General features: G+C 72.2%; 18 protein-coding genes. 11 read left to right on the forward strand and 7 right to left on the reverse strand.

From position 1 onward, the window contains the following. Positions 1-16 precede the first annotated feature (16 nt). The 4 genes from efeB to AC5WRT_RS17870 all read left to right on the forward strand — a co-directional run bounded on the left by efeB (position 17) and on the right by AC5WRT_RS17870 (position 6218). The gene (efeB, locus tag AC5WRT_RS17855) at positions 17-1249 is read left to right on the forward strand and encodes an iron uptake transporter deferrochelatase/peroxidase subunit (RefSeq protein ID WP_496100398.1); all 1233 of its coding nucleotides are present in this window, start codon (positions 17-19) and stop codon (positions 1247-1249) included. 202 nt (positions 1250-1451) lie between these two features. Next, positions 1452-3266: a phospholipase C gene (locus AC5WRT_RS17860; RefSeq protein ID WP_496094442.1), complete on the forward strand. Its 1815-nt coding sequence runs from the start codon at positions 1452-1454 to the stop codon at positions 3264-3266. A 223-nt stretch (positions 3267-3489) separates the two neighbouring features. Continuing rightward, positions 3490-4488, forward strand: a complete 999-nt coding sequence (locus AC5WRT_RS17865; protein ID WP_496100381.1) for a hypothetical protein — start codon at positions 3490-3492, stop codon at positions 4486-4488. A gap of 176 nt (positions 4489-4664) precedes the next feature. Beyond that, positions 4665-6218 (forward strand): N,N-dimethylformamidase beta subunit family domain-containing protein, encoded by a 1554-nt coding sequence (locus AC5WRT_RS17870; RefSeq protein WP_496100382.1) that lies wholly within the window; start codon positions 4665-4667, stop codon positions 6216-6218. Positions 6219-6220: 2 nt separating this feature from the next. Here the strand turns inward: AC5WRT_RS17870 and AC5WRT_RS17875 are convergent, their stop codons facing one another. Continuing rightward, positions 6221-7111: an SDR family oxidoreductase gene (locus tag AC5WRT_RS17875; protein ID WP_496100383.1), complete on the reverse strand. Its 891-nt coding sequence runs from the start codon at positions 7109-7111 to the stop codon at positions 6221-6223. Positions 7112-7183: 72 nt separating this feature from the next. Continuing rightward, a complete protein-coding gene (locus AC5WRT_RS17880; protein WP_496094446.1) occupies positions 7184-7366 on the reverse strand; it encodes a hypothetical protein in 183 nt (60 codons plus the stop codon). Between the two features lie 657 nt (positions 7367-8023). Between AC5WRT_RS17880 and AC5WRT_RS17885 the strand changes: the two genes are divergently transcribed. After that, on the forward strand, positions 8024-8413 hold the full coding sequence (locus AC5WRT_RS17885; RefSeq protein ID WP_496094504.1) for a VOC family protein: 390 nt from the start codon (positions 8024-8026) through the stop codon (positions 8411-8413). A 10-nt stretch (positions 8414-8423) separates the two neighbouring features. On the opposite strand, the gene AC5WRT_RS17890 is transcribed toward AC5WRT_RS17885, so the two are convergent. Beyond that, a complete protein-coding gene (locus tag AC5WRT_RS17890; RefSeq protein ID WP_496100384.1) occupies positions 8424-9116 on the reverse strand; it encodes an NAD(P)-dependent oxidoreductase in 693 nt (230 codons plus the stop codon). 168 nt (positions 9117-9284) lie between these two features. Here AC5WRT_RS17890 and sigJ point away from each other — a divergent pair, with 168 nt between their 5' ends. Beyond that, positions 9285-10244 (forward strand): RNA polymerase sigma factor SigJ, encoded by a 960-nt coding sequence (gene sigJ, locus AC5WRT_RS17895; RefSeq protein WP_496094448.1) that lies wholly within the window; start codon positions 9285-9287, stop codon positions 10242-10244. A 484-nt stretch (positions 10245-10728) separates the two neighbouring features. On the opposite strand, the gene AC5WRT_RS17900 is transcribed toward sigJ, so the two are convergent. Further along, a complete protein-coding gene (locus AC5WRT_RS17900; RefSeq protein WP_496100385.1) occupies positions 10729-10962 on the reverse strand; it encodes a hypothetical protein in 234 nt (77 codons plus the stop codon). A 115-nt stretch (positions 10963-11077) separates the two neighbouring features. Here AC5WRT_RS17900 and AC5WRT_RS17905 point away from each other — a divergent pair, with 115 nt between their 5' ends. Further along, positions 11078-11650: a TetR/AcrR family transcriptional regulator gene (locus AC5WRT_RS17905; protein ID WP_496094450.1), complete on the forward strand. Its 573-nt coding sequence runs from the start codon at positions 11078-11080 to the stop codon at positions 11648-11650. 62 nt (positions 11651-11712) lie between these two features. Next, on the forward strand, positions 11713-12696 hold the full coding sequence (locus AC5WRT_RS17910) for a zinc-dependent alcohol dehydrogenase family protein (RefSeq protein WP_496094451.1): 984 nt from the start codon (positions 11713-11715) through the stop codon (positions 12694-12696). Positions 12697-12987: 291 nt separating this feature from the next. Here AC5WRT_RS17910 and katG read toward each other — a convergent pair whose 3' ends face one another. Both katG and AC5WRT_RS17920 read right to left on the reverse strand, forming a co-directional pair. Next, positions 12988-15219: a catalase/peroxidase HPI gene (katG, locus tag AC5WRT_RS17915; protein ID WP_496100386.1), complete on the reverse strand. Its 2232-nt coding sequence runs from the start codon at positions 15217-15219 to the stop codon at positions 12988-12990. Positions 15220-15252: 33 nt separating this feature from the next. Continuing rightward, positions 15253-15690 carry a Fur family transcriptional regulator gene (locus AC5WRT_RS17920; RefSeq protein ID WP_496094453.1) on the reverse strand — a complete coding sequence of 146 codons (438 nt, stop codon included), beginning with the start codon at positions 15688-15690 and terminating at the stop codon, positions 15253-15255. 725 nt (positions 15691-16415) lie between these two features. Here AC5WRT_RS17920 and ku point away from each other — a divergent pair. The 3 genes from ku to AC5WRT_RS17935 all read left to right on the forward strand — a co-directional run bounded on the left by ku (position 16416) and on the right by AC5WRT_RS17935 (position 20190). After that, positions 16416-17408 (forward strand): non-homologous end joining protein Ku, encoded by a 993-nt coding sequence (ku, locus tag AC5WRT_RS17925; RefSeq protein WP_496094454.1) that lies wholly within the window; start codon positions 16416-16418, stop codon positions 17406-17408. 400 nt (positions 17409-17808) lie between these two features. Next, positions 17809-18975, forward strand: coding sequence for an acyltransferase family protein (locus AC5WRT_RS17930; RefSeq protein WP_496094455.1), 1167 nt, complete (start codon positions 17809-17811; stop codon positions 18973-18975). Positions 18976-19434: 459 nt separating this feature from the next. After that, positions 19435-20190 carry a class I SAM-dependent methyltransferase gene (locus AC5WRT_RS17935; RefSeq protein WP_496094456.1) on the forward strand — a complete coding sequence of 252 codons (756 nt, stop codon included), beginning with the start codon at positions 19435-19437 and terminating at the stop codon, positions 20188-20190. A gap of 59 nt (positions 20191-20249) precedes the next feature. Here the strand turns inward: AC5WRT_RS17935 and AC5WRT_RS17940 are convergent, their stop codons facing one another. Next, complete coding sequence (locus tag AC5WRT_RS17940) at positions 20250-20489, reverse strand: chaplin (protein WP_496094457.1); 240 nt, start codon at positions 20487-20489, stop codon at positions 20250-20252. Positions 20490-20558 lie beyond the last annotated feature (69 nt).

Below are 20558 nucleotides of genomic sequence, written 5' to 3' on the forward strand. Positions count from 1 at the left end.
CGAGGCGACGGGCGACATCGACACGGGCCGGCGCGCCCTCGAGCGGACCGGCCTGGCACGGCGCGGCTTCCTGCGCGGCGCCGCGCTGGCGGGAGCGGGTCTCGCCACGAGCGCCGCCGCCTCCGCCGGCACCGCGGGCGCCATCCCCGCCATCGCCCCCTTTCACGGCACCCACCAGGCCTCCGCGATCGCCGCGCCCCGCCGCACCTGCGTGTTCCTCTCGCTCGACGCGACCACCGAGAGCCGTGCCGAACTCACCGACCTGCTGCGCACGCTGACCGACCGGGCCCGCTTCCTCACCTCGGGCGGGACGCCCTCCCCGGTGGGCATCACCGGTCCGCCCGCCGACTCGGGCGTCCTCGGCGGCCGGCTGCCGCCCGGTCGGCTGGCCGTCACCGTCGGCGTGGGCGCCTCGCTCTTCGACGACCGGTTCGGGCTGGCAGCGCTCAGGCCCCGGCGGCTGACCGCGATGCCCGAGTTCCCCGACGACGACCTGAAGCCCGACTGGTGCCACGGCGACCTGAGTCTCCAACTGCAGGCGGACGAACCGGACATCACCCTGCACGCGCTGCGCGACTTCGCCCGGCACACCCGGGGCGCCGCACAGGTCCGGTGGCGGATGGACGGCTTCTCCAGCCCGCCCCGGCCGTCCGGGACCCCACGCAACCTTCTGGGGTTCAAGGACGGCACCGCGAACCCGGACGCCGGCAGCGGCCGCGAGATGAACAGTCTGGTGTGGGTGGGCAAGGGCATGGGTGAGCCGGACTGGGCGATCGGCGGCAGCTATCAGGTCGTGCGGCTGATCCGGATGCTGGTGGAGTTCTGGGACCGGGTCTCGCTCGGCGAGCAGGAGCGGATCTTCGGACGGGCCAAGGAGTCCGGGGCACCGCTGGACGGTGACCACGAGCACGACACGCCGAAGTACGCGGACGATCCGAAGGGTGACGTCATCCCGCTGGACGCGCACATGCGGCTCGCCAACCCCCGTACTCCCGCCACCGACGACCAGCGCCTGCTGCGCCGCGCCTACAACTACGACCGGGGCATGGACGCCAACGGCAACCTCGACATGGGCTTGTTGTTCTGCTGCTACCAGCAGGACGTGGAGCGGCAGTTCGAGACCGTGCAGCACCGGCTGAAGGGCGAGCCGCTGACGGACTACGTCAGCCCGTTCGGCGGGGGCTACTTCTTCGCGCTGCCCGGCGTGCGGGACGGCCAGGACTGGTACGGGCACGGCCTGTTCACCTGAGCCTGTCCGGACAACTCCGCCGCCGAACGGGTCAACACACAGTCAAGTTTTGCCCTGGTATCCCTGACTCGCTGTTCACCCGCACGCCATCATGGCTCCGCCGACCCGCCCGGCAACGGGCGCAGCATCCCTGCTCGTACGACGCACAGACGTTCAGTCCGGAGGGGTAACCACCATGGCCAGCAATGGAAGACGAGGCGCAATGCGGAGCCTGGGAGCGTTCGCGGGAGCCGCGGCGCTCACCGTGCTCGGCAGCAACGCGCCCGGCTGGGCGGCGGCGCCGGCCGCGGCGCAGGGCGGGCACTCCTCGACCGCGACACCGATCAAGCACGTCGTCGTGCTCTTCGACGAGAACATCTCCTTCGACCACTACTTCGCCACGTACCCGAAGGCCGCCAACACCGACGGCACGAAGTTCACCGCGTCGAGGAACACCCCGAAGGACATCGACACCCTCGCGCACGCCGGGCTGCTGAAGAAGAACCCGAACCAGTACGCGCCGAAGCGGCTTTCCCCGTCCCAGGCGATGACCTGCGACCAGAACCACAACTACGGTGCCGAGCAGTACGCGGCGGACGGCGGCAAGGCCGACCAGTACGTGCAGAACACCGAGGTCGACAAGTGCAGCGGCGGTCTGTTCGGTGAGCCGGGCCTGGTCATGGACTACTACGACGGCAACACCGTCACCGGGCTGTGGAACTACGCCCAGCACTACGCGCTGAGCGACCGCGCCTTCAGCTCGAACTACGGTCCCTCCACACCGGGCGCACTGAACCTGGTCTCCGGCAACACGCACGGCGTGATCTCCGTGGACCCGTCCTCCGGCACCGAGAACCCCAAGCAGACCTCGACGCCGGACACCTACACGGTGAAGTCCCCCGACGCCAAGGGCGTGGGCACGGTCATCAACGACCCGGACCCGGCCTACGACGACTGCGCCGACAAGGACCACACCAGCAGCAACGCGCTGGCGGCGATGCAGGGAAGGAACATCGGTGACCTGCTCAACGCCAAGAAGGTGACGTGGGGCTGGTTCCAGGGCGGCTTCCGTCCCTCGACCGCGTGGGACGGAAAGTCCGGCTCCTACGCCAAGTGCGACACCGCGCACACCAACGTGGGCGGCGCGTCCGTGGTCGACTACAGCCCGCACCACAACCCGTTCGCCTACTACAAGTCGACGGCGAACCCGCACCACCTGGCGCCGAAGAGCGTCTCGGAGATCGGCCACGGCGGTCAGGCCAACCACAACTACGACCTGACCGACTTCTCCGCCGCGCTGAAGGCGGGCAAACTGCCGGCCGTCAGCTTCGTCAAGGCCGGTGCGTACCAGGACGGCCACGCCGGCTATTCCGACCCGGTCGACGAGCAGCACTTCCTGGTGAACCAGATCAACGCGATCCAGAGCTCGCCGCAGTGGAAGTCCACCGCGATCGTGGTGGCCTACGACGACTCCGACGGCTGGTACGACCACGCCTACGTCGCCCCGAAGAACGGCTCGACGGACACCTCCCTCGGCTCCAACGGCAAGGCCACCGACAGCCCGGCCTGCCAGAAGGGCCCGAAGGCGGCCGGTGGTTACGCCGACCGCTGCGGCCCGGGCACCCGTCAGCCGCTGCTGGTCGTCTCGCCGTACAGCAAGGTCAACAAGGTGGACCACACCCTGACGGACCAGGCGTCCATCACCCGGTTCATCGAGGACAACTGGAAGACCGGCCGTATCGGCGACCACTCCTTCGACGCCACCGCCGGTTCCCTCGCGGGCATGTTCGACTTCCGGCACCCGAACGACAGGCAGGTGCTGCTGAACGCCGACGGCTCCGTCAAGCACATCGGCCCGATCCAGCACATCGCCCCGGTCTCCACCAGCATCACCCCGGGCCCGGCGATGCAGAACACGGCCGCTACGACCGACGCCTCCGGCTTCCCGACCCTTCCGGTCGGCCTCGGCGTGGGCGCCCTGCTGGCCGCCGGCGCGACCGGCACGTACCTGACGCTGCGCCGCAAGCAGCAGGCGTGATCGCGCCGTAGCACATCCAGCGACGCCCCCCGGTCCGTGACCGGGGGCGCGTTCGCGTGTCGACGCGGGCCGCCGGAACACCCGTGCAGCCGGCGGCCCCGCTCCCGTCACTCCAGTCCGGCCGTGGACCCACTCCGGCTGCGGGTCGGAAGGCCTCCGCCACCGCCGTACCGGACGCCCCGGCGCTCGCCGGCCCGCTGCCGTACGGCGGACACTGGGCCGTATGACTCGCAGTCGTGCGCCGTCCGCTCCCCCGCCCGGCCGCCGTGCCGTCCTGGCGGCCCTTGCCGGTGTCGCCATCGGCGCGGCGGGCTGTTCCGGGGGCACGCCTCCGGCAGCGCGCCCGTCCCGGAGTGCCACGACCGCCACGGGGTCGCCGTCGCCCTCCCCCGCTCTGCCCCGCACCACACCGTGGCGGCCCACCTCCGCAGAGGTGCAACCGGCGGCGAAGCTGCGGGCCGTGCAGGTGGTGGAGGCGATCGGCGCCTGGCCCGAGGGGCGTGGTGGAGCGGCGGCGGCACGGGCGAGAGTCGCCGCGCTGGGGCAGTCGACGGCACTCGTCGGTCACGCCGGGCCGCTGCTGCCGGTGGCGGACCAGGCGGCGCTGCAGGTCGTCGACGCGCAGTACGGCGGGATCCTGTCGCGGTCGGCCAGCGTGCTGGTGGTGTGCCGGCAGTGGATCCGGCGCGCCGGCAGGGTGAGCGCCGGCGGGACGACGGTCGACGTGCGGCTGTCCCGGTCGGGGTCCGGCTGGACGGTCGACGCCCTGCGCCCGGCGCGTCCCGGACCGGCCGCCCGGTCGCTCGCGCCGGACGTCCGGAGCGTGCTGTCCGACGACCGGATCGTGCTGCCGCCCGCCGCCCTGGCGGATCTGCGCAGCGGGCAGGTGCACACCAGCGTGGCAAAGGCGATGCTGGCGCTGGCGCGGACGTACCGGCTCGAGGTGAGCGTCGTCCGCTCCGGGCATCCGCTGGACGTGTTCGGCACCAGCAGGCCCAGCGACCATCCCCGCGGCCGTGCCTTCGACGTGTGGCGGATCGACGGTCACGCGGTCGTCGACCCGGCGACGCCACGCGGTCTGATCGAGCGGTTCATGCGGGACGCGGCGGCCGCGGGGTCGTACAACGTGGGCGGGCCCGTGCAGTTGCCGGGCGGCGGTGCCGGTCAGTTCTTCAGCGACGCCACCCACCACGACCACGTGCACGTCGGCTTCCGCACCTGAGTGCGCGCGACCGGCTCGGACGGTCCCCGACCCGGATCACCCGTTCGGCTCAGTCCCCGGCCGCCCCGGACGGCCCTGGCGGCGCGGCCTGTCGGCCGGCGTCCGGCGCGCCGCGCGGGTTGCGCGGGGCACTCGGGCGCCGGGACGCTGGGGCTGACACGGACCCGGGAGGTGAAGTGGCCACGGCACACGACACCACGCCTCCGGACGGCCTCGGCCGCCGGTGTTTCCTCACCCTGTGCGCGGGCGCCGGTCTCGGCGCGGCCGCCGCCTGCACGGCGTCACCACCGCGTCCCCGTCCCACGACGGCACCCGATGGACGGCTCCGGCCCGAGACCGAGCGAGACGCTCCGGGCACCGCCGATTGGCGTCTGGCCTCCACCGGCCCGCCGGACGCGATGGCCGGGTACACGGACCGGGTGAGCGTGACCCCGGGCGAGCGGTTCGGGCTGCATGTGTCCACCACCGCCGCGTCGTTCCGGGTCTCCGCGTTCCGGGTCGGCTGGTACGGAGGCAGACAGGCCCGCCGGATCTGGACGTCCGGCCGCATACCCGGCCGCGCCCAGCCGGCCCCACGTGTCCTGCCCGCGACCCGCACCGTGCGCGCCGACTGGCCCAGGACGGTGCCGGTGGACACCTCGGGCTGGCCGGAGGGCGCCTATCTGCTGCGTCTGGAGGCGGACACCGGCCACCAGCGGTACGTTCCGCTGATCGTCCGGTCCACCGACGGCAGGGGCCGTACGGTCCTGATGCACGCGCCCGCCACCTGGCAGGCGTACAACCGCTGGGGCGGCAGCAGCCTCTACAACGGCGCGTCCGGGGCGTACGCCACCCGCTCCCTCGCGGTGAGCTTCGACCGCCCCTACGACGGCGAGGGCGCCGGGAAGTTCCAGGTCTACGAGTGGGCGCCGGTGGTGCTCGCCGAACGCCTCGGCATCCCGCTGGCCTACACGACAGGCATCGACCTGCACCGCGACGCCGGGGTGCTGCGCGGCGCGCACGCCGTCGTCTGCCTGGGCCACGACGAGTACTGGACACCGGAGCAGCGGGCGCGGGTGACGGCCGCCCGGGACGCCGGTACCAACATCGCGTTCCTCGGCGCGAACACCTGCTTCCGCCGGGTCCGGCTGGAGGCCGGTGAGACCGCGGACGACCGTACGGTGGTCTGCTACAAGACGGACTACCGCGCCGACCCCTGCTACGACGCGCACCCGACGCTGGTCACCACCGACTACCGGCTGCCGCCGGCCCCGGATCCCGAGTCGTCCCTGACCGGCGTGCTCTACGAGGGCTATCCGGTCGACGCCCCTTATGTGGTCCGGGCCGCCGACCACTGGCTGTACGAGGGCACCGGGGCACGCTCCGGCGACGCCTTCGCGCACCTGGTCGGTGTGGAGTACGACCGGGTCACGCCCGGCGCGCCGACCCCCGGCCCGCTGGAGATCATCGCGCACTCGCCGCTGGTCTGCGGCGGGCGGGCCAGCCACAGCGACTCGGCGTACTACACGGCCGCGAGCGGCGCCGGGGTGTTCGCGACCGGCACCATGCGCTGGGTGGAGGGGCTGGTGGCCGGGACGGGCATGTTCGGGCGAGACCACGGCATGGACACCCGTACCCGCGCCTTCGTCACCCGCACCACGGAGAACCTGCTGCGGACGTTCGCCGAGGGTCCCGCGGCCCGGCACGCCCCGCCGCCGCGCGCCGACGTCCGTGCGGTGTACGGCGCCTGAGGTCACGGCAGCGGGGTGCCGCCGGTCGCGTTGAGGATCTCGGCGGTGATGTAGCTCGCCTGCGGGGAGGCCAGGTAGACGTAGGCCGGGGCGAGTTCGGCGGGCTGGGCCGGGCGGCCGAGCGGCGCCTGCCTGCCGAACTCCTTCGTGTCCGGCAGGGTGGAGGGGATCAGCGGTGTCCACACCGGTCCCGGCGCCACCGCGTTGACCCGGATGCCGCGCTCGGCGAGCATCTGCGCGAGTCCCTGGGTGAAGGTGACGATCGCGCCCTTGGTCGTCGCGTAGTCCAGCAGATGCGGACTCGGCTTGTACGCCTGCACGGACGTGGAGTTGATGACGCAGCCGCCGGCCGGGATGTGCGGCAGCGCGAACTTGGTGAGCCAGAACATGCCGTACAGGTTCGTCCGCACGACCCGGTCGAACTGCGCGGTGCTGATCGCCTCGATGCCGTCCGGCTGGGACATCTGGTAGGCGGCGTTGTTCACGAGGACGTCGATGCGGCCGAACTCGGCGACCGCCCGCTCGATCAGCGCCCGGCAGTTGGCCTCCTCGCGGATGTCGCACGGGACGGCGACCGCCTTGCCGCCGGCGTCCTCCACCAGCCGGGACGTCTCACGGGCCTCTTCCTCCTCCTCGGCGAGGTGGGTGAACAGCACATCGGCACCCTCACGGGCGAAGGCCAGCGCCACCGCCCGTCCGATCCCGGAGTCCGCGCCCGTGATCAGGGTCTTGCGGCCGTCCAGTCGGCCCGATCCACGGTAGGAGTCCTCGCCGTGGTCGGGCGGTGGGTCCATCGGGCCGGTCCAGCCCGGATGCGGCTGGTCCTGGGACGGGAACTCGGGTCGGGGGTACTGGGTGACCGGGTTCGGCCGGTCACCGTGCTGGTCCGTCACGGTGGCCTCCTGCGTCTCGGTGGGGACGGGACGGCGACCGGGTTCCCGGATCACCCGGGCCGAAAAGCCCCTTCAGCTGGGCTCCGCGTGCCGCCCTCCCGACCGCATGTGGTTCCGGCGGGCGTTGTTGTAGATCCGCAGGAGATGCTTGGCCACGGCGCAGGCGGCGCCGTCGGCATGGCACTGGCGGCACGTCCGCACGTGCTGCTCGTAGGCGAGGCGCGCGTCGTCCAGCGCGTCATTGACAGAGGACATGGACACTCTCCGGGCACGGCGCGTCCTGAGACACACCAAGTTGACTGACTGGTACACCCGAAGCAAGGTGATCATATTACTGGCGGTACGGGGAAACCCGCCCTTCCGGACCCCTCCGCGCCCTCGACGAACGCGGCTCGTGCCCGGCTCGTACCGGCCCGTCGCGCCCTTCGGCGTCCGGGCCGTGCCGGCGACGGCCGGGACGCCGAAGGGCGCCGCGGCACACCGGCCGGGTCTGGCGCCGGTGCCCGCGCTGGAGGGGTGCGCCGGCCACGCGGCGGTCGCCACAGGTGAGTCCGCCGCCGGCCGCGTCGCCCCGGCACGGTGCGGCTACCCGGCGGCCAACTCGCGCAGCCCCCGGTGCCGCTGCCGGTCACCGGCGGGCACGAGGCGCACCGAGGCGTCCGACGGCGCTCGCCGGCGGTGCGTCAGGAAGCCGTCAGCAGCCGTTGCCACCGCCTCGTCGGGCTGGTCACCGGCCTTCCCGGCGGCGCGGACCGGAAGGCGTGTGCCGCGGACGAGGACACGGCCGGCTGAGCGGACGGGGTACTCGTCGACATGTCGCTCCGTCCGTCCCTATGATCGTTCACGGCGTCGCGTGCCGGTCACCGGCCGGGTGAGGCATGGAGGCGCCGGGACATGCCCTGGAGGCATTCCTTGTCCGTCGAGCTGAACCACACCATCGTCCATGCCCGGGACAACCGCGAGTCCGCCGAGTTCCTCAGCGAGTTGCTCGGCCTCGAGATCACCGGGGAGTGGGGCCCGTTCGTCGCGGTCGCCCTCGGCAACGGAGTCACCCTGGACTTCGCCAGCATCCCCGAGGACCGGATCACCCCGCAGCACTACGCGTTCCTGATCTCCGAGGAGGAGTTCGACGCCGCGTACGCGAAGATCGTCGAGCGCGGAATGGCGCACTGGGCCGACCCGCACCAGAAGCAGCCCGGCACGATCAACCACAACGACGGCGGCCGCGGCGTCTACTTCCTGGATCCGGTGGGCCACGCCATGGAACTGATCACCGTTCCCTACGGCGGGTGGCCCGTGTAGGCGACGGGCCTCACCTGCCGAAGCCCTCCTTCCGGATGACGTCCACCATGCGCGGGGTGCCCTCGGTGGTGCGCACGTCGAGGAAGGCGCGCGGATGCCCCTCGGTGACGGCCTCGCGCACGAGCGCGTGCGCGAGGTCGGCCCGGGAGGTGAAGCGTCCGGGCAGCCGGCCGGGGTGCAACCGGTAGTCGCTGACCTTGTCCGCGTCGAAGAGGCCGGCCGGCCTGAGGACGGTCCAGTCGAGGCCGCCGGTGCGCACGATCTCCTCCATGCGGCGCATGTCGTCGTAGACCGTGCGCCCGACGATCCGGACGAAGAAGGGCTCCATCACCTTCCGGAACAGGAACCCCTCGCCGGGTGCGGGCACGTCGAACAGCACGGTGGAGGTCACGCACACCAGGCGCCGCAGGCCGTGCCGGGTCATGGCCCGGCCGATATGGGTGAGTCCCGTCGAGTAGACGGTGACGGGGGCCCGGCCGTAGGGGACGCCGAGCGTGGAGATCACCGCGTCGTGACCGGCCACGGCTGTGTCGACGGCCGCCCCGTCGAGGACGTCGGCCGCCGCGACCCGCAGCCGCGGGCCGGCGAGCGGGAAGGCGTCGGGGTGGCGGGTCACGGCCGTGACGGTGTGGCCGGCGGCGGTCGCCTGCTCGGTGACCTGCCGTCCGGTCGGCCCGTTGGCGCCGAAGACGACGAGTCGCATGGGCTGCTCCTTCGTTGCGTGGTGCTGCTGCCGTGGACCGAGAGGGCCGGGGCGGCTTCGGATGTGACAGCGCGGGCGCAGGATGAGACATACGGCACACACCGGCCCCCGATGTCACACTCCGGGGCTGCGGCCCCTCTGGATGGGGAGACGTCGTGAGGAGAGGCCATGGCCGACAACCGGACGCCGGCGGGGACGGACGCCGCCACGCGGGCGTTCCTCGACCACCGCGAACTGCTGTTCGCGGTGGCGTACAACATGCTGGGCTCCGTCACCGACACCGAGGACGTGCTGCAGGAGACCTGGCTGTCCTGGGCGGGGCGGTCGAGCGCAGGGGACGCGGGGCAGGCGGCGGAGATCGAGCATCCGCGGGCGTATCTGGTGCGGATCACCGTGCGGCACGCGCTCGCGCGGCGGACGCGGATCGCCCGGCGGCGTGAGACGTACGTCGGGCCGTGGCTGCCGGAGCCCCTGCTCACGGACGGACCTCCCGGACCGGTATCGGGCGAGGACGCATCCGAGGGCGCGGTGCGCGCCGAGTCGGTGTCCCTGGCGATGCTGGTCGTGCTGGAGACCTTGACGCCGCTGGAGCGGGCGGTGTTCGTGCTGCACGAGGTGTTCGGCTACGCGCACACGGAGATCGCGGACATCCTCGGTCGCAGCCCGGCGGCCGTACGGCAGTTGGCGCACCGCGCGCGATCCCATGTGCGGGCCCGGCGCCCCCGCTATCGGGCCCATCCCCGGGTCCGGCGGCAGGCGACGGAGCGGTTCGTGGCCGCGGCGCTCGGCGGTGATCTCGGGGCACTGCTGGAGATCCTGGCGCCGGAGGCGACCCTGTGGACGGACGGCGGCGGCAAGGCGCAGGCGGCGCCGCGTCCGATCCGCGGCCGGGAGAAGGTGGCGCGGGCGCTGACCGGCTACGCCGCGCGCTCGGCGGCGGGGCTGGAGTTCCAGCACCGGGACGTCAACGGGGACGCGGCGGTGGTGGTGTTCGAGGACGGCTCGCCGCACGCGGTGATGGTCATGGACCTCGACCCGGACGGCGAGCGGGTCAGCGAGGTCTACCTCGTGACGAACCCGGACAAGCTCGCGACGCTGGAGCCGGACGAGCCGCGTCCGCAGGTCTAGGGCGTGTTTCGAAAGTCCCGTCTGGTCCGCGACGCCTGGCACGGCACCTCGCCGCGTTGTCGGATCGTCCACGTACGCCCGGTACGAGGACGACCCTCCGCCTTGCGATGCACCGCACCAGACGCCGCGGACCCCGCCCTCCGGGCGGACGACGCCACTTTCGAAACACGCTCTACTAGGACCTGTCGTCGCGTTGCCGTCGTCGTCCGAAGGGCGGGACGCCGGTGGAACGGTGTCCCGCCCGCGAACGGCCCGGTGGCTACGGCGTCACCGCCTTGCCGCCGAAGACGACTGTCCGTGTGGATGAGAACCGCAGCACCGGCCGCCACAGCTGTGGACCCGGACGCCGGATCCGCTCACCACGACGACCTTTTGCACGCGTTCCGACCGCGGACCGAGCTGTCGACGGCCCGAACCGCCTGTGTGGCGGCAGGCTCCTCGCGTACCCCACCACGCACGACCGCCACGGGAGGACCTCGCCATGTCACCCACTGACTGCCGGCTGCTCGTCCCGATGACCGGAGCTGTCCACGCCGTCGGCACGCTGCTGCGCGCGCTTGACCTCCCTCCCGAGCCGGCCCGGGACCGCAGCGACTTCCTGCGCCGCTTCGCTGCCGTCGACGAGCCCGGGCTGGCCTTGCTGCGCGAGCGCCTCGGGTCGCTGCGGCCTGCCCGGCGCCTTCTCCGTCGTCCCCGTCGGCGCCGTCACGCCGGTCACGCGGGCGTCGGGGTCGGCGCCGAGGACCTCCTCCTGGACCTCGTCCGGGAACGGGCAGGCCCGAACCGAGCTCTTAATCAGACAGACTAGTATGTTTGATTAAGGAGGTGCGTGAATGGCAACGCGGATCAGGAAGACGAGGTCCGAGGAGAGGATCCTCACGGCGGCGGCCGAGCTGCTCTACGCGAACGGGCTGCGCGGAGTCGGCATCGACCAGGTGATCGCGGCGTCGGGCGTCGCCAAGTCGACGCTGTACGCGCACTTCCGCACGAAGGAGGAACTCGTCGCGGCGTACCTGCGCAGGACGGACGACTCCTGGACGGCACAGCTGCAGGACGCCGCCGCACGGAGCGGGGACGACCCTCGCGAGCAGCTCGTCGGACTGTTCGACGCGCTCACGGGTGCCTTCGACCGGCACGGCTTCTTCGGCTGCCCGTTCGTCAGTGCCGCGGTCGAGGCGGACCTCGACTCGGAGGCCCGGGCCATCACCGTGCAGCACACGCAGCGCCGCCAGGCATGGCTGGCCGAGCTGAGTGAGCGGGCCGGCGCAAACGCCCCCGGCGCCCTCGCCCGGCACATCGGACTGCTGATCGACGGCGCCCTGGCCTCGGGACGCCTGCTCCAGGACCGCACCGTCGTGGAGGAGGCGAAGGCCGCGGCGCGCCTGCTCGTCGCCGCCCACACCTGAGCGCACCCGGTGCACTGCTGCGCCGACCCCACCCCCAGCACAACAGGAAAAGAGGCGCAGTCATGCGTGCAGTGATTCTCGAGGAATTCGACACCCCGCTCGTCCTCGGCGAGATCGACAAGCCCACCGCCGGCCCGGGCCAGGTAATGGTCAAGGTCGAGGCCAGCGGCGTCAACCCTCTCGACACCAAGATCCGGGCCGGTAAGGCAGCCCACGCCGAGCGCACCCTGCCGGCCGTCCTCGGCCTGGATCTGGCAGGCGTGGTCGAGGAAGTGGGACCCGGCGTCCACGACTTCGTGCCAGGCGACGAGGTCTTCGGCATGACCGGTGGCGTCGGCGACGTGCAGGGCTCGCTCGCCGAGTACGCGGCCGTCGACGCCCGCCTGATCGCCCGCAAGCCGGCCGCGCTCACCATGCGCGAGGCCGCGGCCCTCCCCCTGGTCTTCATCACTGCCTGGGAGGGCCTGGTCGACCGGGCCGGTGTCCATGCGGGACAGAAGGTCCTCGTCCACGGCGGGGCCGGCGGCATCGGCCAGGTCGCCGTGCAGATCGCCCGTGCCCGCGGCGCCGAGGTCTTCGCCACCGCCTCGCCTGCGCGCCTGAAGGTCGTCGAAGGCCTGGGAGCCGTCCCGATCGACCACACCGGCACTCCCGTGGCGGAGTACGTCGCCGAGCACACCGGCGGCGAGGGCTTCGACGTCGTCTTCGACACCGTCGGCGGTTCCGTGCTCGACGCCTCCTTCACGGCGGTGCGCACCTACACCGGTCACGTCGTGAGCGCGCTGGGCTGGGGGACCCACAGCATCGCGCCACTCTCCTTCCGGGGGGCGACCTACTCCGGCGTCTTCACCCTGCTGCCCCTGCTGACCGGGCGCGGCCGGGAGCACCACGGTGAGATCATGCGCGAGGCGGCCGCGCTCGCCGAGGCGGGGGCGCTCAAGCCCCTGCTCGACCCGCGGCGCTTCACCCTCGCCGACGTGGCCGACGCCCACGCGGCCGTGGAGCGCGGCACCGCGCAGGGCAAGGTCGTGATCGACGTCGGCTGAACCGCGCGGCGTTCACGCCATGTCCTGCAACGCGCCCGTCTCGCAGCCGGCGGGCCGGCCGGCGCAGGCACCGGCGCCGAGAGACAAGCCGGGCACGCCGCTCCTCGCGGGCGGCACGCCGGTGCCCGCGAAGGGCGCCCCGTCCGGCGACCTGGACGACCCGTACCCGAACCGGTGCGGCGGTGTTCGGTCACTGACCCACGGCGTGACGCGCCTGCGGACCTGCGCCGTTACGACGAAGGCGTCCGCCCCGACCCGGGCGGGTCGGGGCGGACGCCCTTGCGGCCGTGCTCAGACCAGGTCGAACCGGTCCAGGTTCATGACCTTGTCCCAGGCGGCGACGAAGTCCTTCACGAACTTCTCCTTCGCGTCGTCGCCGGCGTACACCTCTGCGACGGCGCGCAGCTCGGAGTTGGAGCCGAAGACGAGGTCGGCGCGGCTGCCGGCCCACTTCAGCTCGCCCGTGACGGCGTCACGGCCCTCGAAGGTGGTCTTGTCCTCGGAGGTCGACTTCCACGTGGTGCCCATGTCGAGCAGGTTGACGAAGAAGTCGTTGGTGAGGACACCGGGCGTCTTGGTGAAGACGCCGAGCTGCGACTGCTGGTGGTTGGCACCGAGGACGCGCAGCCCACCGACGAGCACCGTCATCTCGGGAGCGCTCAGGCTCAGCAGGTTCGCCTTGTCGACCAGCAGGTACTCGGCCTGCAGGCGGTTGCCCTTGCCGAGGTAGTTGCGGAAGCCGTCCGCGGTCGGCTCCAGCGCATCGAAGGACTCGGCGTCGGTGTGCTCCTCGTCGGCGTCCACACGGCCCGGGGTGAAGGGCACCGCGACCTCGAAGCCGGCCTCCTTGGCGGCCTTCTCGACCGCGGCGACACCGCCGAGCACGATCAGGTCGGCCAGGGAAACCTTCTTGGCGCCGGAGGAGGTGTCGAAGTCCCGCTGGATGCCCTCCAGGGCACGCAGCACCTGCGCCAGCTGATCGGGTTCGTTGACCTCCCAGCCGCTCTGCGGGGCGAGGCGGATGCGAGCGCCGTTGGCGCCGCCGCGCTTGTCGCTGCCGCGGAAGGTGGAGGCGGACGCCCAGGCGGTGGAGACTAGCTGGGACACGGTGAGGCCCGAGTCGAGCAGCTTGGTCTTGAGGGCCGCGATGTCCGCGTCGTCGATCAGCTCGCCCTCGCGCTCCGGCAGCGGGTCCTGCCAGATCAGGGTCTCCTGCGGGACCTCGGGGCCGAGGTACAGCGGCTTCGGGCCCATGTCACGGTGGGTGAGCTTGTACCAGGCGCGGGCGAACGCGTCCGCGAACTCCTCCGGGTGCTCGTAGAAGCGGCGGGAGATCGGCTCGTAGATCGGGTCGAAACGCAGCGCCAGGTCGGTCGTGAGCATGCCCGGGGCGATCTTCTTCGAGGAGTCGTGGGCGTGCGGGACGGTTCCCTCACCCGCGCCGTCCTTCGGCCGCCACTGCTTGGCGCCGGCCGGGGACTCGGTCAGCTCCCACTCGTATTCGAACAGGATGCGGAAGAAATTGTTGCTCCACTGGGTGGGCGTGTTCGTCCAGGTGACCTCGAGGCCGGAGCCGATGGCGTCCGCGCCCTTGCCGGTGCCGTAGGTGCTCTTCCAGCCGAGGCCCTGTTCCTCGAAGCCGGCGGCCTCGGGGTCGGCGCCGACAGCGTCGGCGGGGCCGGCGCCGTGGGTCTTGCCGAAGGTGTGGCCGCCGGCGATCAGCGCGACGGTCTCCTCGTCGTTCATGGCCATACGGCGGAACGTCTCGCGGATGTCGCGGGCCGCGGCCAGCGGGTCCGGGTCGCCGTTCGGACCCTCGGGGTTGACGTAGATGAGGCCCATCTGGACGGCGCCGAGCGGGTTCTCCAGCTCGCGGTCGCCGGTGTAGCGCCTGTCGTCCAGCCACTGGGTCTCCGGGCCCCAGTAGACGTCCTCCTCCGGCTCCCAGACGTCCTCGCGGCCGCCCCCGAAGCCGAAGGTCTTGAAGCCCATCGACTCAAGCGCCACGTTGCCCGCGAGGATCATCAGGTCGGCCCAGGAGATCCTCTGGCCGTACTTCTTCTTCACCGGCCACAGCAGACGGCGGGCCTTGTCCAGGTTGACGTTGTCCGGCCAGCTGTTCAGCGGGGCGAAGCGCTGCTGGCCGGCGCCGGCGCCGCCGCGGCCGTCGCTGATGCGGTAGGTGCCGGCGCTGTGCCAGGCCATCCGGATGATCAGCGGGCCGTAGTTGCCGAAGTCGGCCGGCCACCAGTCCTGCGAGGTGGTGAGCGCCTCGGCGATGTCCCGCTTCAGGGCCGGAAGGTCGAGGCTCCGGAAGGCCTCGGCGTAGTCGAACTCCTCACCGAGCGGGTTCGTCACGGGCGGGTTCTTGGCAAGGATCTTCAGGTTGAGCCGCTCCGGCCACCACTGGCGGTTGCCACCGCCCTGGGTGGGGTGCAGGGCCCGGTCGTGCGCGACGGGGCAGCCGCCGCTCGCCCCCTCCGCCTTCGCGTCTGTGACGATCGCGTCGTGGTTCTCAGTCATGGCAATCCTTCCGAACTGTGCGGAACTCGGTGCTCAGGAACTGCGGCCGGTGGAACAGTCGGGGCACAGGCCCCAGTAGACGACCTCGGCCTCGTCGATGGCGAAGCCGCGGTCGTCGGAGGCGGTCAGGCAGGGCGCGTCGCCGACCGCGCAGTCGACGTCGGCGACGGCCCCGCAGGACCGGCACACGATGTGGTGGTGGTTGTCGCCCACACGCCCCTCGTACCGGGCCGGGTGACCGGCCGGCTCGATACGGCGGAGGAGTCCCGTCGCGGTGAGGGCGTGCAGGGCTTCGTAGACGGCTTGCACGGAGATGTGGCCCACGCGGGCACGGACCCCGGAGGCGATCGCCTCGACGCCGAGGTGGTCGCCCGCCCGGACGGTCTCCAGCAACGCGACGCGGGCTGCCGTCACGCGCAGGCCGGCACCGCGGAGCTCCTCGGCGGTGGTCGGGGTCGGGGAGGCGGTCATGGGGCGAACCTACCCTCATAAACACGAGCGGTTCAAGAAAACGAACGATGCATTTTTGTCTGTGTCACGCCGCCCCCGTCCGCCTCCACGCCACCCCGAGGACGCCGGCCCCGCACCTGGCCGCTCGCCGGCCTTCCTGCGGCTCGGACCGGTGATGCCACGGCCGGGCTCCTCCCGGCGGGCCCGGTGCGGGCCGTTCGGCGGCCGGCCGGTCCCGCGGGCCCCTCGGTCAGGGACACGGCGGGCGGTACGCGGTGCGGTTCGGCGGGCGATCGCGAGGCCGGCCGGCGGTGGATCCGGGGCATGCCCGCATCATGTGTCCCAGGACCAACGAGAGCGGTACGGCAAGCCGGACGGTCCTTCGAACGGGTGCGCCTGGGCGGTGGCGGACGGAGATCGGGCCTGCCGGTCCGCGGGGACGGGCACGGACGGCGGCCCTCGCCGCCGGTCGACGACGTCGGGGGCGGACGGCAGGCGCACCGGAAGACGGCGCCTCGTGACCGGGCCGGCCCCACCGTGCCGGAAGGTTCGCCCCCTGCACGCCACCGGGCCGCGCCGAGACCGGCATCGACATCACCCACAAGGCACTGAACGGCGGTGTCTCGTGGGACATCCCGCGCGAGGTGGGGACACGGGAAGCGGGCCACTGAAGCAGCAGAGCGCACCGAGCGCCTCAGGGTCCCCCGGGATCCCGGAGCCACCCTCGGTACGGGAGGCGAGGAGTCATGGCGAGACCGATCTGGACCGGCGTGCTGACCTTCGGGCTGGTCACGCTGCCGGTAGGGCTGTACACCGCCACCGAGGACCACACCGTGCACTTCCACCAGCTCCAGCGCGGCAGTTCGGACCGGATCCGCAACAAGCGGGTCAACGAGCGCACCGGCAAGGAGGTCGCCCCGGACAAGATCGTCAAGGGTTACGAGGTCGACGAGGGCGAGTACGTCGTCGTGGAGCCGGAGGAGCTGGAGGAGATCGCACCCGGGCGGTCGAAGGTGATCGAGCTGGCAGGGTTCGTCGACCTGCACGAGGTCGAGCCCGTGTACTTCGACCGCACGTACTACGTCGGCCCGCGCGGCAAGGAGTACGTGAAGGTGTACGAGCTGATGCGGGCGGCGCTGGACCGCGCGGACAAGGCCGGGATCGCCACGCTCACCATGCGCGGCAAGGAGTACCTGACCGCGTTGCGGGCGCAGCCGGGCGTCCTCGTCCTGCACACCCTGCACTGGGCCGACGAGGTGCGCGACCCCGCCTCCGCGGTGCCCGACCTGCCGGAGCGGCGCCCGAAGAGCGACAGCAAGGAGCTGCGGACGGCCGAGCAGCTGATCGACGCGCTCGCCGTCGAGTGGAACCCCGGCGACTACCACGACACCTACGAGGAACGCGTCGTGCAGCTCGTCGCCGCGAAGCGGAAGGGCGAGGAGGTCGTCGGCGAAGCGGAGCCGCCGGAGGCGACCAACGTCATCGACCTCATGGAGGCGCTCAGCCGCAGCGTCGACCAGAGCCGGGCCCGGGGCCGCAAGGGCGGTGACGGGAAAGCGGCCGCCGACAGGAAGCGGGCCGGCGGCAGGAAGGAAGCCACCCACCGGAAGGGCTCCGAGGACCTGGCGTCCCTGTCGAAGACGGAGCTGCAGAAGCGGGCGAGCGCGGCCGGCGTGGCGGGCCGGTCGAAGATGACGCGTGATCAGCTCGTCAAGGCGCTTGCGGGGAAGGCGGCTTGAGTTTCGAAGCGGCGGTACTCAGGCCGGGGGCGGGCCGCTTGTTCCGCGCGCGATCAGCCCCGGGTCCAACTGGGTCACTCGGCACTGCAGTTCCCGCTCCCCGGCCGTAGGACCGGTCCCCGTCGCCGCACTCCGTCCACCCGTCCGGGGCCGACCCGACGGCAAGCATCGGGAGACTGACCGCCCAGGCCGTGCCCCGTACGTTTTCGGGACACGGGTGATCAATGCGATGGGCGCGGGTCACTCGTCTTGGTGCACCCGGTCCGGCAGTCCGTGGCATACGCGGTGGTCCCTCGTTCGGTAGCGAGTGTGATGTTTGCCATGTGGCGTGATGGAACAGGGGTGAACGGGCAAGGTACCCCTTCATGCCCCACGCCAACCCTCTGCGGCAGGTGATTCGATGACCACGGCGACGACCCGGACGCTCCGGACGACGCCGCCCACCCGTACCGGCGACCCACCGGCCTCCGCCCGGCCCTCACTGCCGTCCCTGACGGGACTGCGGTGGATGGCGGCGTTGCTGGTGTTCGGACTCCACGTGAACAACTTCGGCTACTTCGGAGGCACCGGTGGCCGGCTCGTCTCCTGGGGATTCGGCGCCGGCGCCACCGGAGTGTCGTTCTTCTTCGTGCTGTCCGGATTCGTCCTGACCTGGTCGGCGCGGCCCCGCGACCGCGCACTCGCCTTCTGGAGACGGCGCATCGCGCGCATCTACCCTGTGCACCTGGTCACCCTGGTCCTCGCGCTGGGCATGGCGTACACGCTGGCGAACCAGCCGAGGCCGACGCCGAAGCAGGCGCTGTCCAACGCGCTGCTGCTGCACTCCTGGTGGCGCCCCTGGTGGCAGACACTGAACCCGGTCAGCTGGTCCCTCGCCTGTGAGGCGTTCTTCTACGCCGCCTTCCCGCTGCTGTTCCTGCTGCTGCGCCGGCTCGGGGCGCGCGGTTCGGTCGTGCTCGGCGCTCTGTCGGTTGCGGCGATCCCGGTGCTGGCCCGGGCGGACGCGCATCACTGGTGGACGTACGCGCTGTACTCGTTCCCGGCGGCGCGGCTGCCCGAGTTCGTCCTCGGCGCGGTCAGCGCGCGGCTGGTGCTGCTCGGCCGGTGGCGAGGGCCCGGTCTTGAGGCCTCGCTCGCCCTGGCGATCATCGGTTACTTCCTCGTCCCCGAGGCCGCTCCCGGCTACTCCGCCACCATGTGCACCATCGCCGGGTTCACGCTGCTCATCCCGGCCGCGGCCATGGCGGACCTGCACGGCCTGCCCTCGCTGTGGCGGCGCCGGCGGCTGGTGCGACTCGGCGAGTTGTCGTTCGCCTTCTACATGGTCCATCTGCTCGTGATCCGGTCCGCCACGGCGCTGCTCGGGACGAAGCCGCACTTCGGGCCGCTTGCGGGGATCGCGGTCACCGCGACCGTGTTCACGGTGTCGCTGGGACTGTCGTGGCTCCTGTACGAGGCGGTGGAGCGTCCGGCGAGGCGCCTGTTGCTGCGCCCGCTCCGCCGCCCGGCGACGAGCCCGGACCAGGCGCAGGCCCGCCAGGAGGCCCCGGCCGCGGCCGGGGAGTGAGCCGTCCGCGGCCTCGGGCGGACGTGCCCGGAAAACGGTCGGAAAACCGCCCTCGGCTCGATCCCCCGGGCCCCGGGCCGGCGGTCTGCGGACGCCCGGAGGCCTTCCGGCCGGCCGGGGAGGGGAAACCGGGCCGACTCCCCTTCCCCGTCCGTTCGCAGGCCCGCCGGTGCCTTCGGTCCCGGCAGCGCGGCCTGGCGTTCCGCAGCCCCCGCCCCTGGAGGGCCCGTCCGACCATCCGCGTCGTTGCCCGAAGGGCCGCCGCGCGGCGTCAGGTGCGTGCCCTCGGCATACCGGCCCCAGGCCCTCGTACCGGACGTACCTGGGTCCGGGGCCGGTGCGGCGAGTGGCGGCACCTCCCGCGCCCTTGAGGCAGTGGGGGAGCGTGCAGGGCGTCGCACGGCAGACGGGAACGGTCGGACAAGGCCCTAGGCTCTGCGCAGGTGGAAAGGGGGCGGGATGGACCGGCACATCCGCACGGTGGAAGACGTGCTTCGGCTTCTGGACGGACTGTTCGCACCGGAGACCGACCGCTGGACGCCGGGCGCGGCGCGGTGGTGGGACGGCTTCTACGCGGACCGGGACAGGGCGGTGCCGTTCTTCGCGGCGAAACCGGACGAGAACCTGGTGTCCTACCTGGACCGCGGCCTGATCGTGCCGGGGCGGGCCCTCGACCTGGGCTGCGGCCCGGGCCGCAATGCCCTGCACCTGGCCGCGCGGGGTTTCGAGGTGGACGCCGTCGATCTCTCCCCGACCGCCATCGCCTGGGGCGAGGAACGCGCGCGGGAGGCCGGGGACTTTGCGGGCGCGCTGCGGTTCCACTGCGGCGACGCCTTCGCCCCGGCCACGGAGAGCGCCGCCCGGCTGTGCGGCCCGTACGACCTCGTCTACGACTCCGGCTGCTTCCACCATCTGCCACCGCACCGCCGCGTCAGCCATCTCGCGCTGCTGGAGCGGGTGCTGGCGCCCGGCGGGCACTTCGCGCTGACCTGCTTCGCCGCCGGCCGGATGGGCTCCGAACTCTCCGACGCGGCCTTCTACCGCGATCCCGGCCCGCACGGCGGCCTCGCCTACACCCCCGAGTCACTGCGCCGGATCTTCCGCGGGCTGCAGGAGGTCGAAACACGCGCGATGCGGCCGGAGCCGGCGGACTCCCCGCTGTTCGGCCAGGACTTCCTCTGGACCGCCCTGTTCCGCCGCCCGGGCTGCCGGTGACACGGTCGCGCGCCGGCTCCCGTGGTGCGGGAGCCGGCGCCCGGACGGCGTGCGCCGCGTCACCGGCTGGTGCAGGTGTTGCCGACGGCCGGGTTGAGCAGCCCGACGAGGTCGATGCTGTCACCGCACGCAGCGACCGGGATGTCGACCGGCACCTGGATGACGTTGCCCGACAGGAAACCGGGGCTGTTGTCGGCGACACCGACCGGGTTCGGGTCGGCCGCGAAGGCGGTCGCCGAGCCTCCCACGGCAAGAACCCCGGCGAGCACGGCCGTTGTGGCGAAACTGCGAAGAAGCATGATCTGCCTCACTGGTTGACGGAGGGACTCTTTCATCACAGCCGTGCCTCGCGCCGTACGCCTCTCCGA

The sequence above is a fragment of the Streptomyces sp. NTD91 genome, from assembly GCF_059510455.1.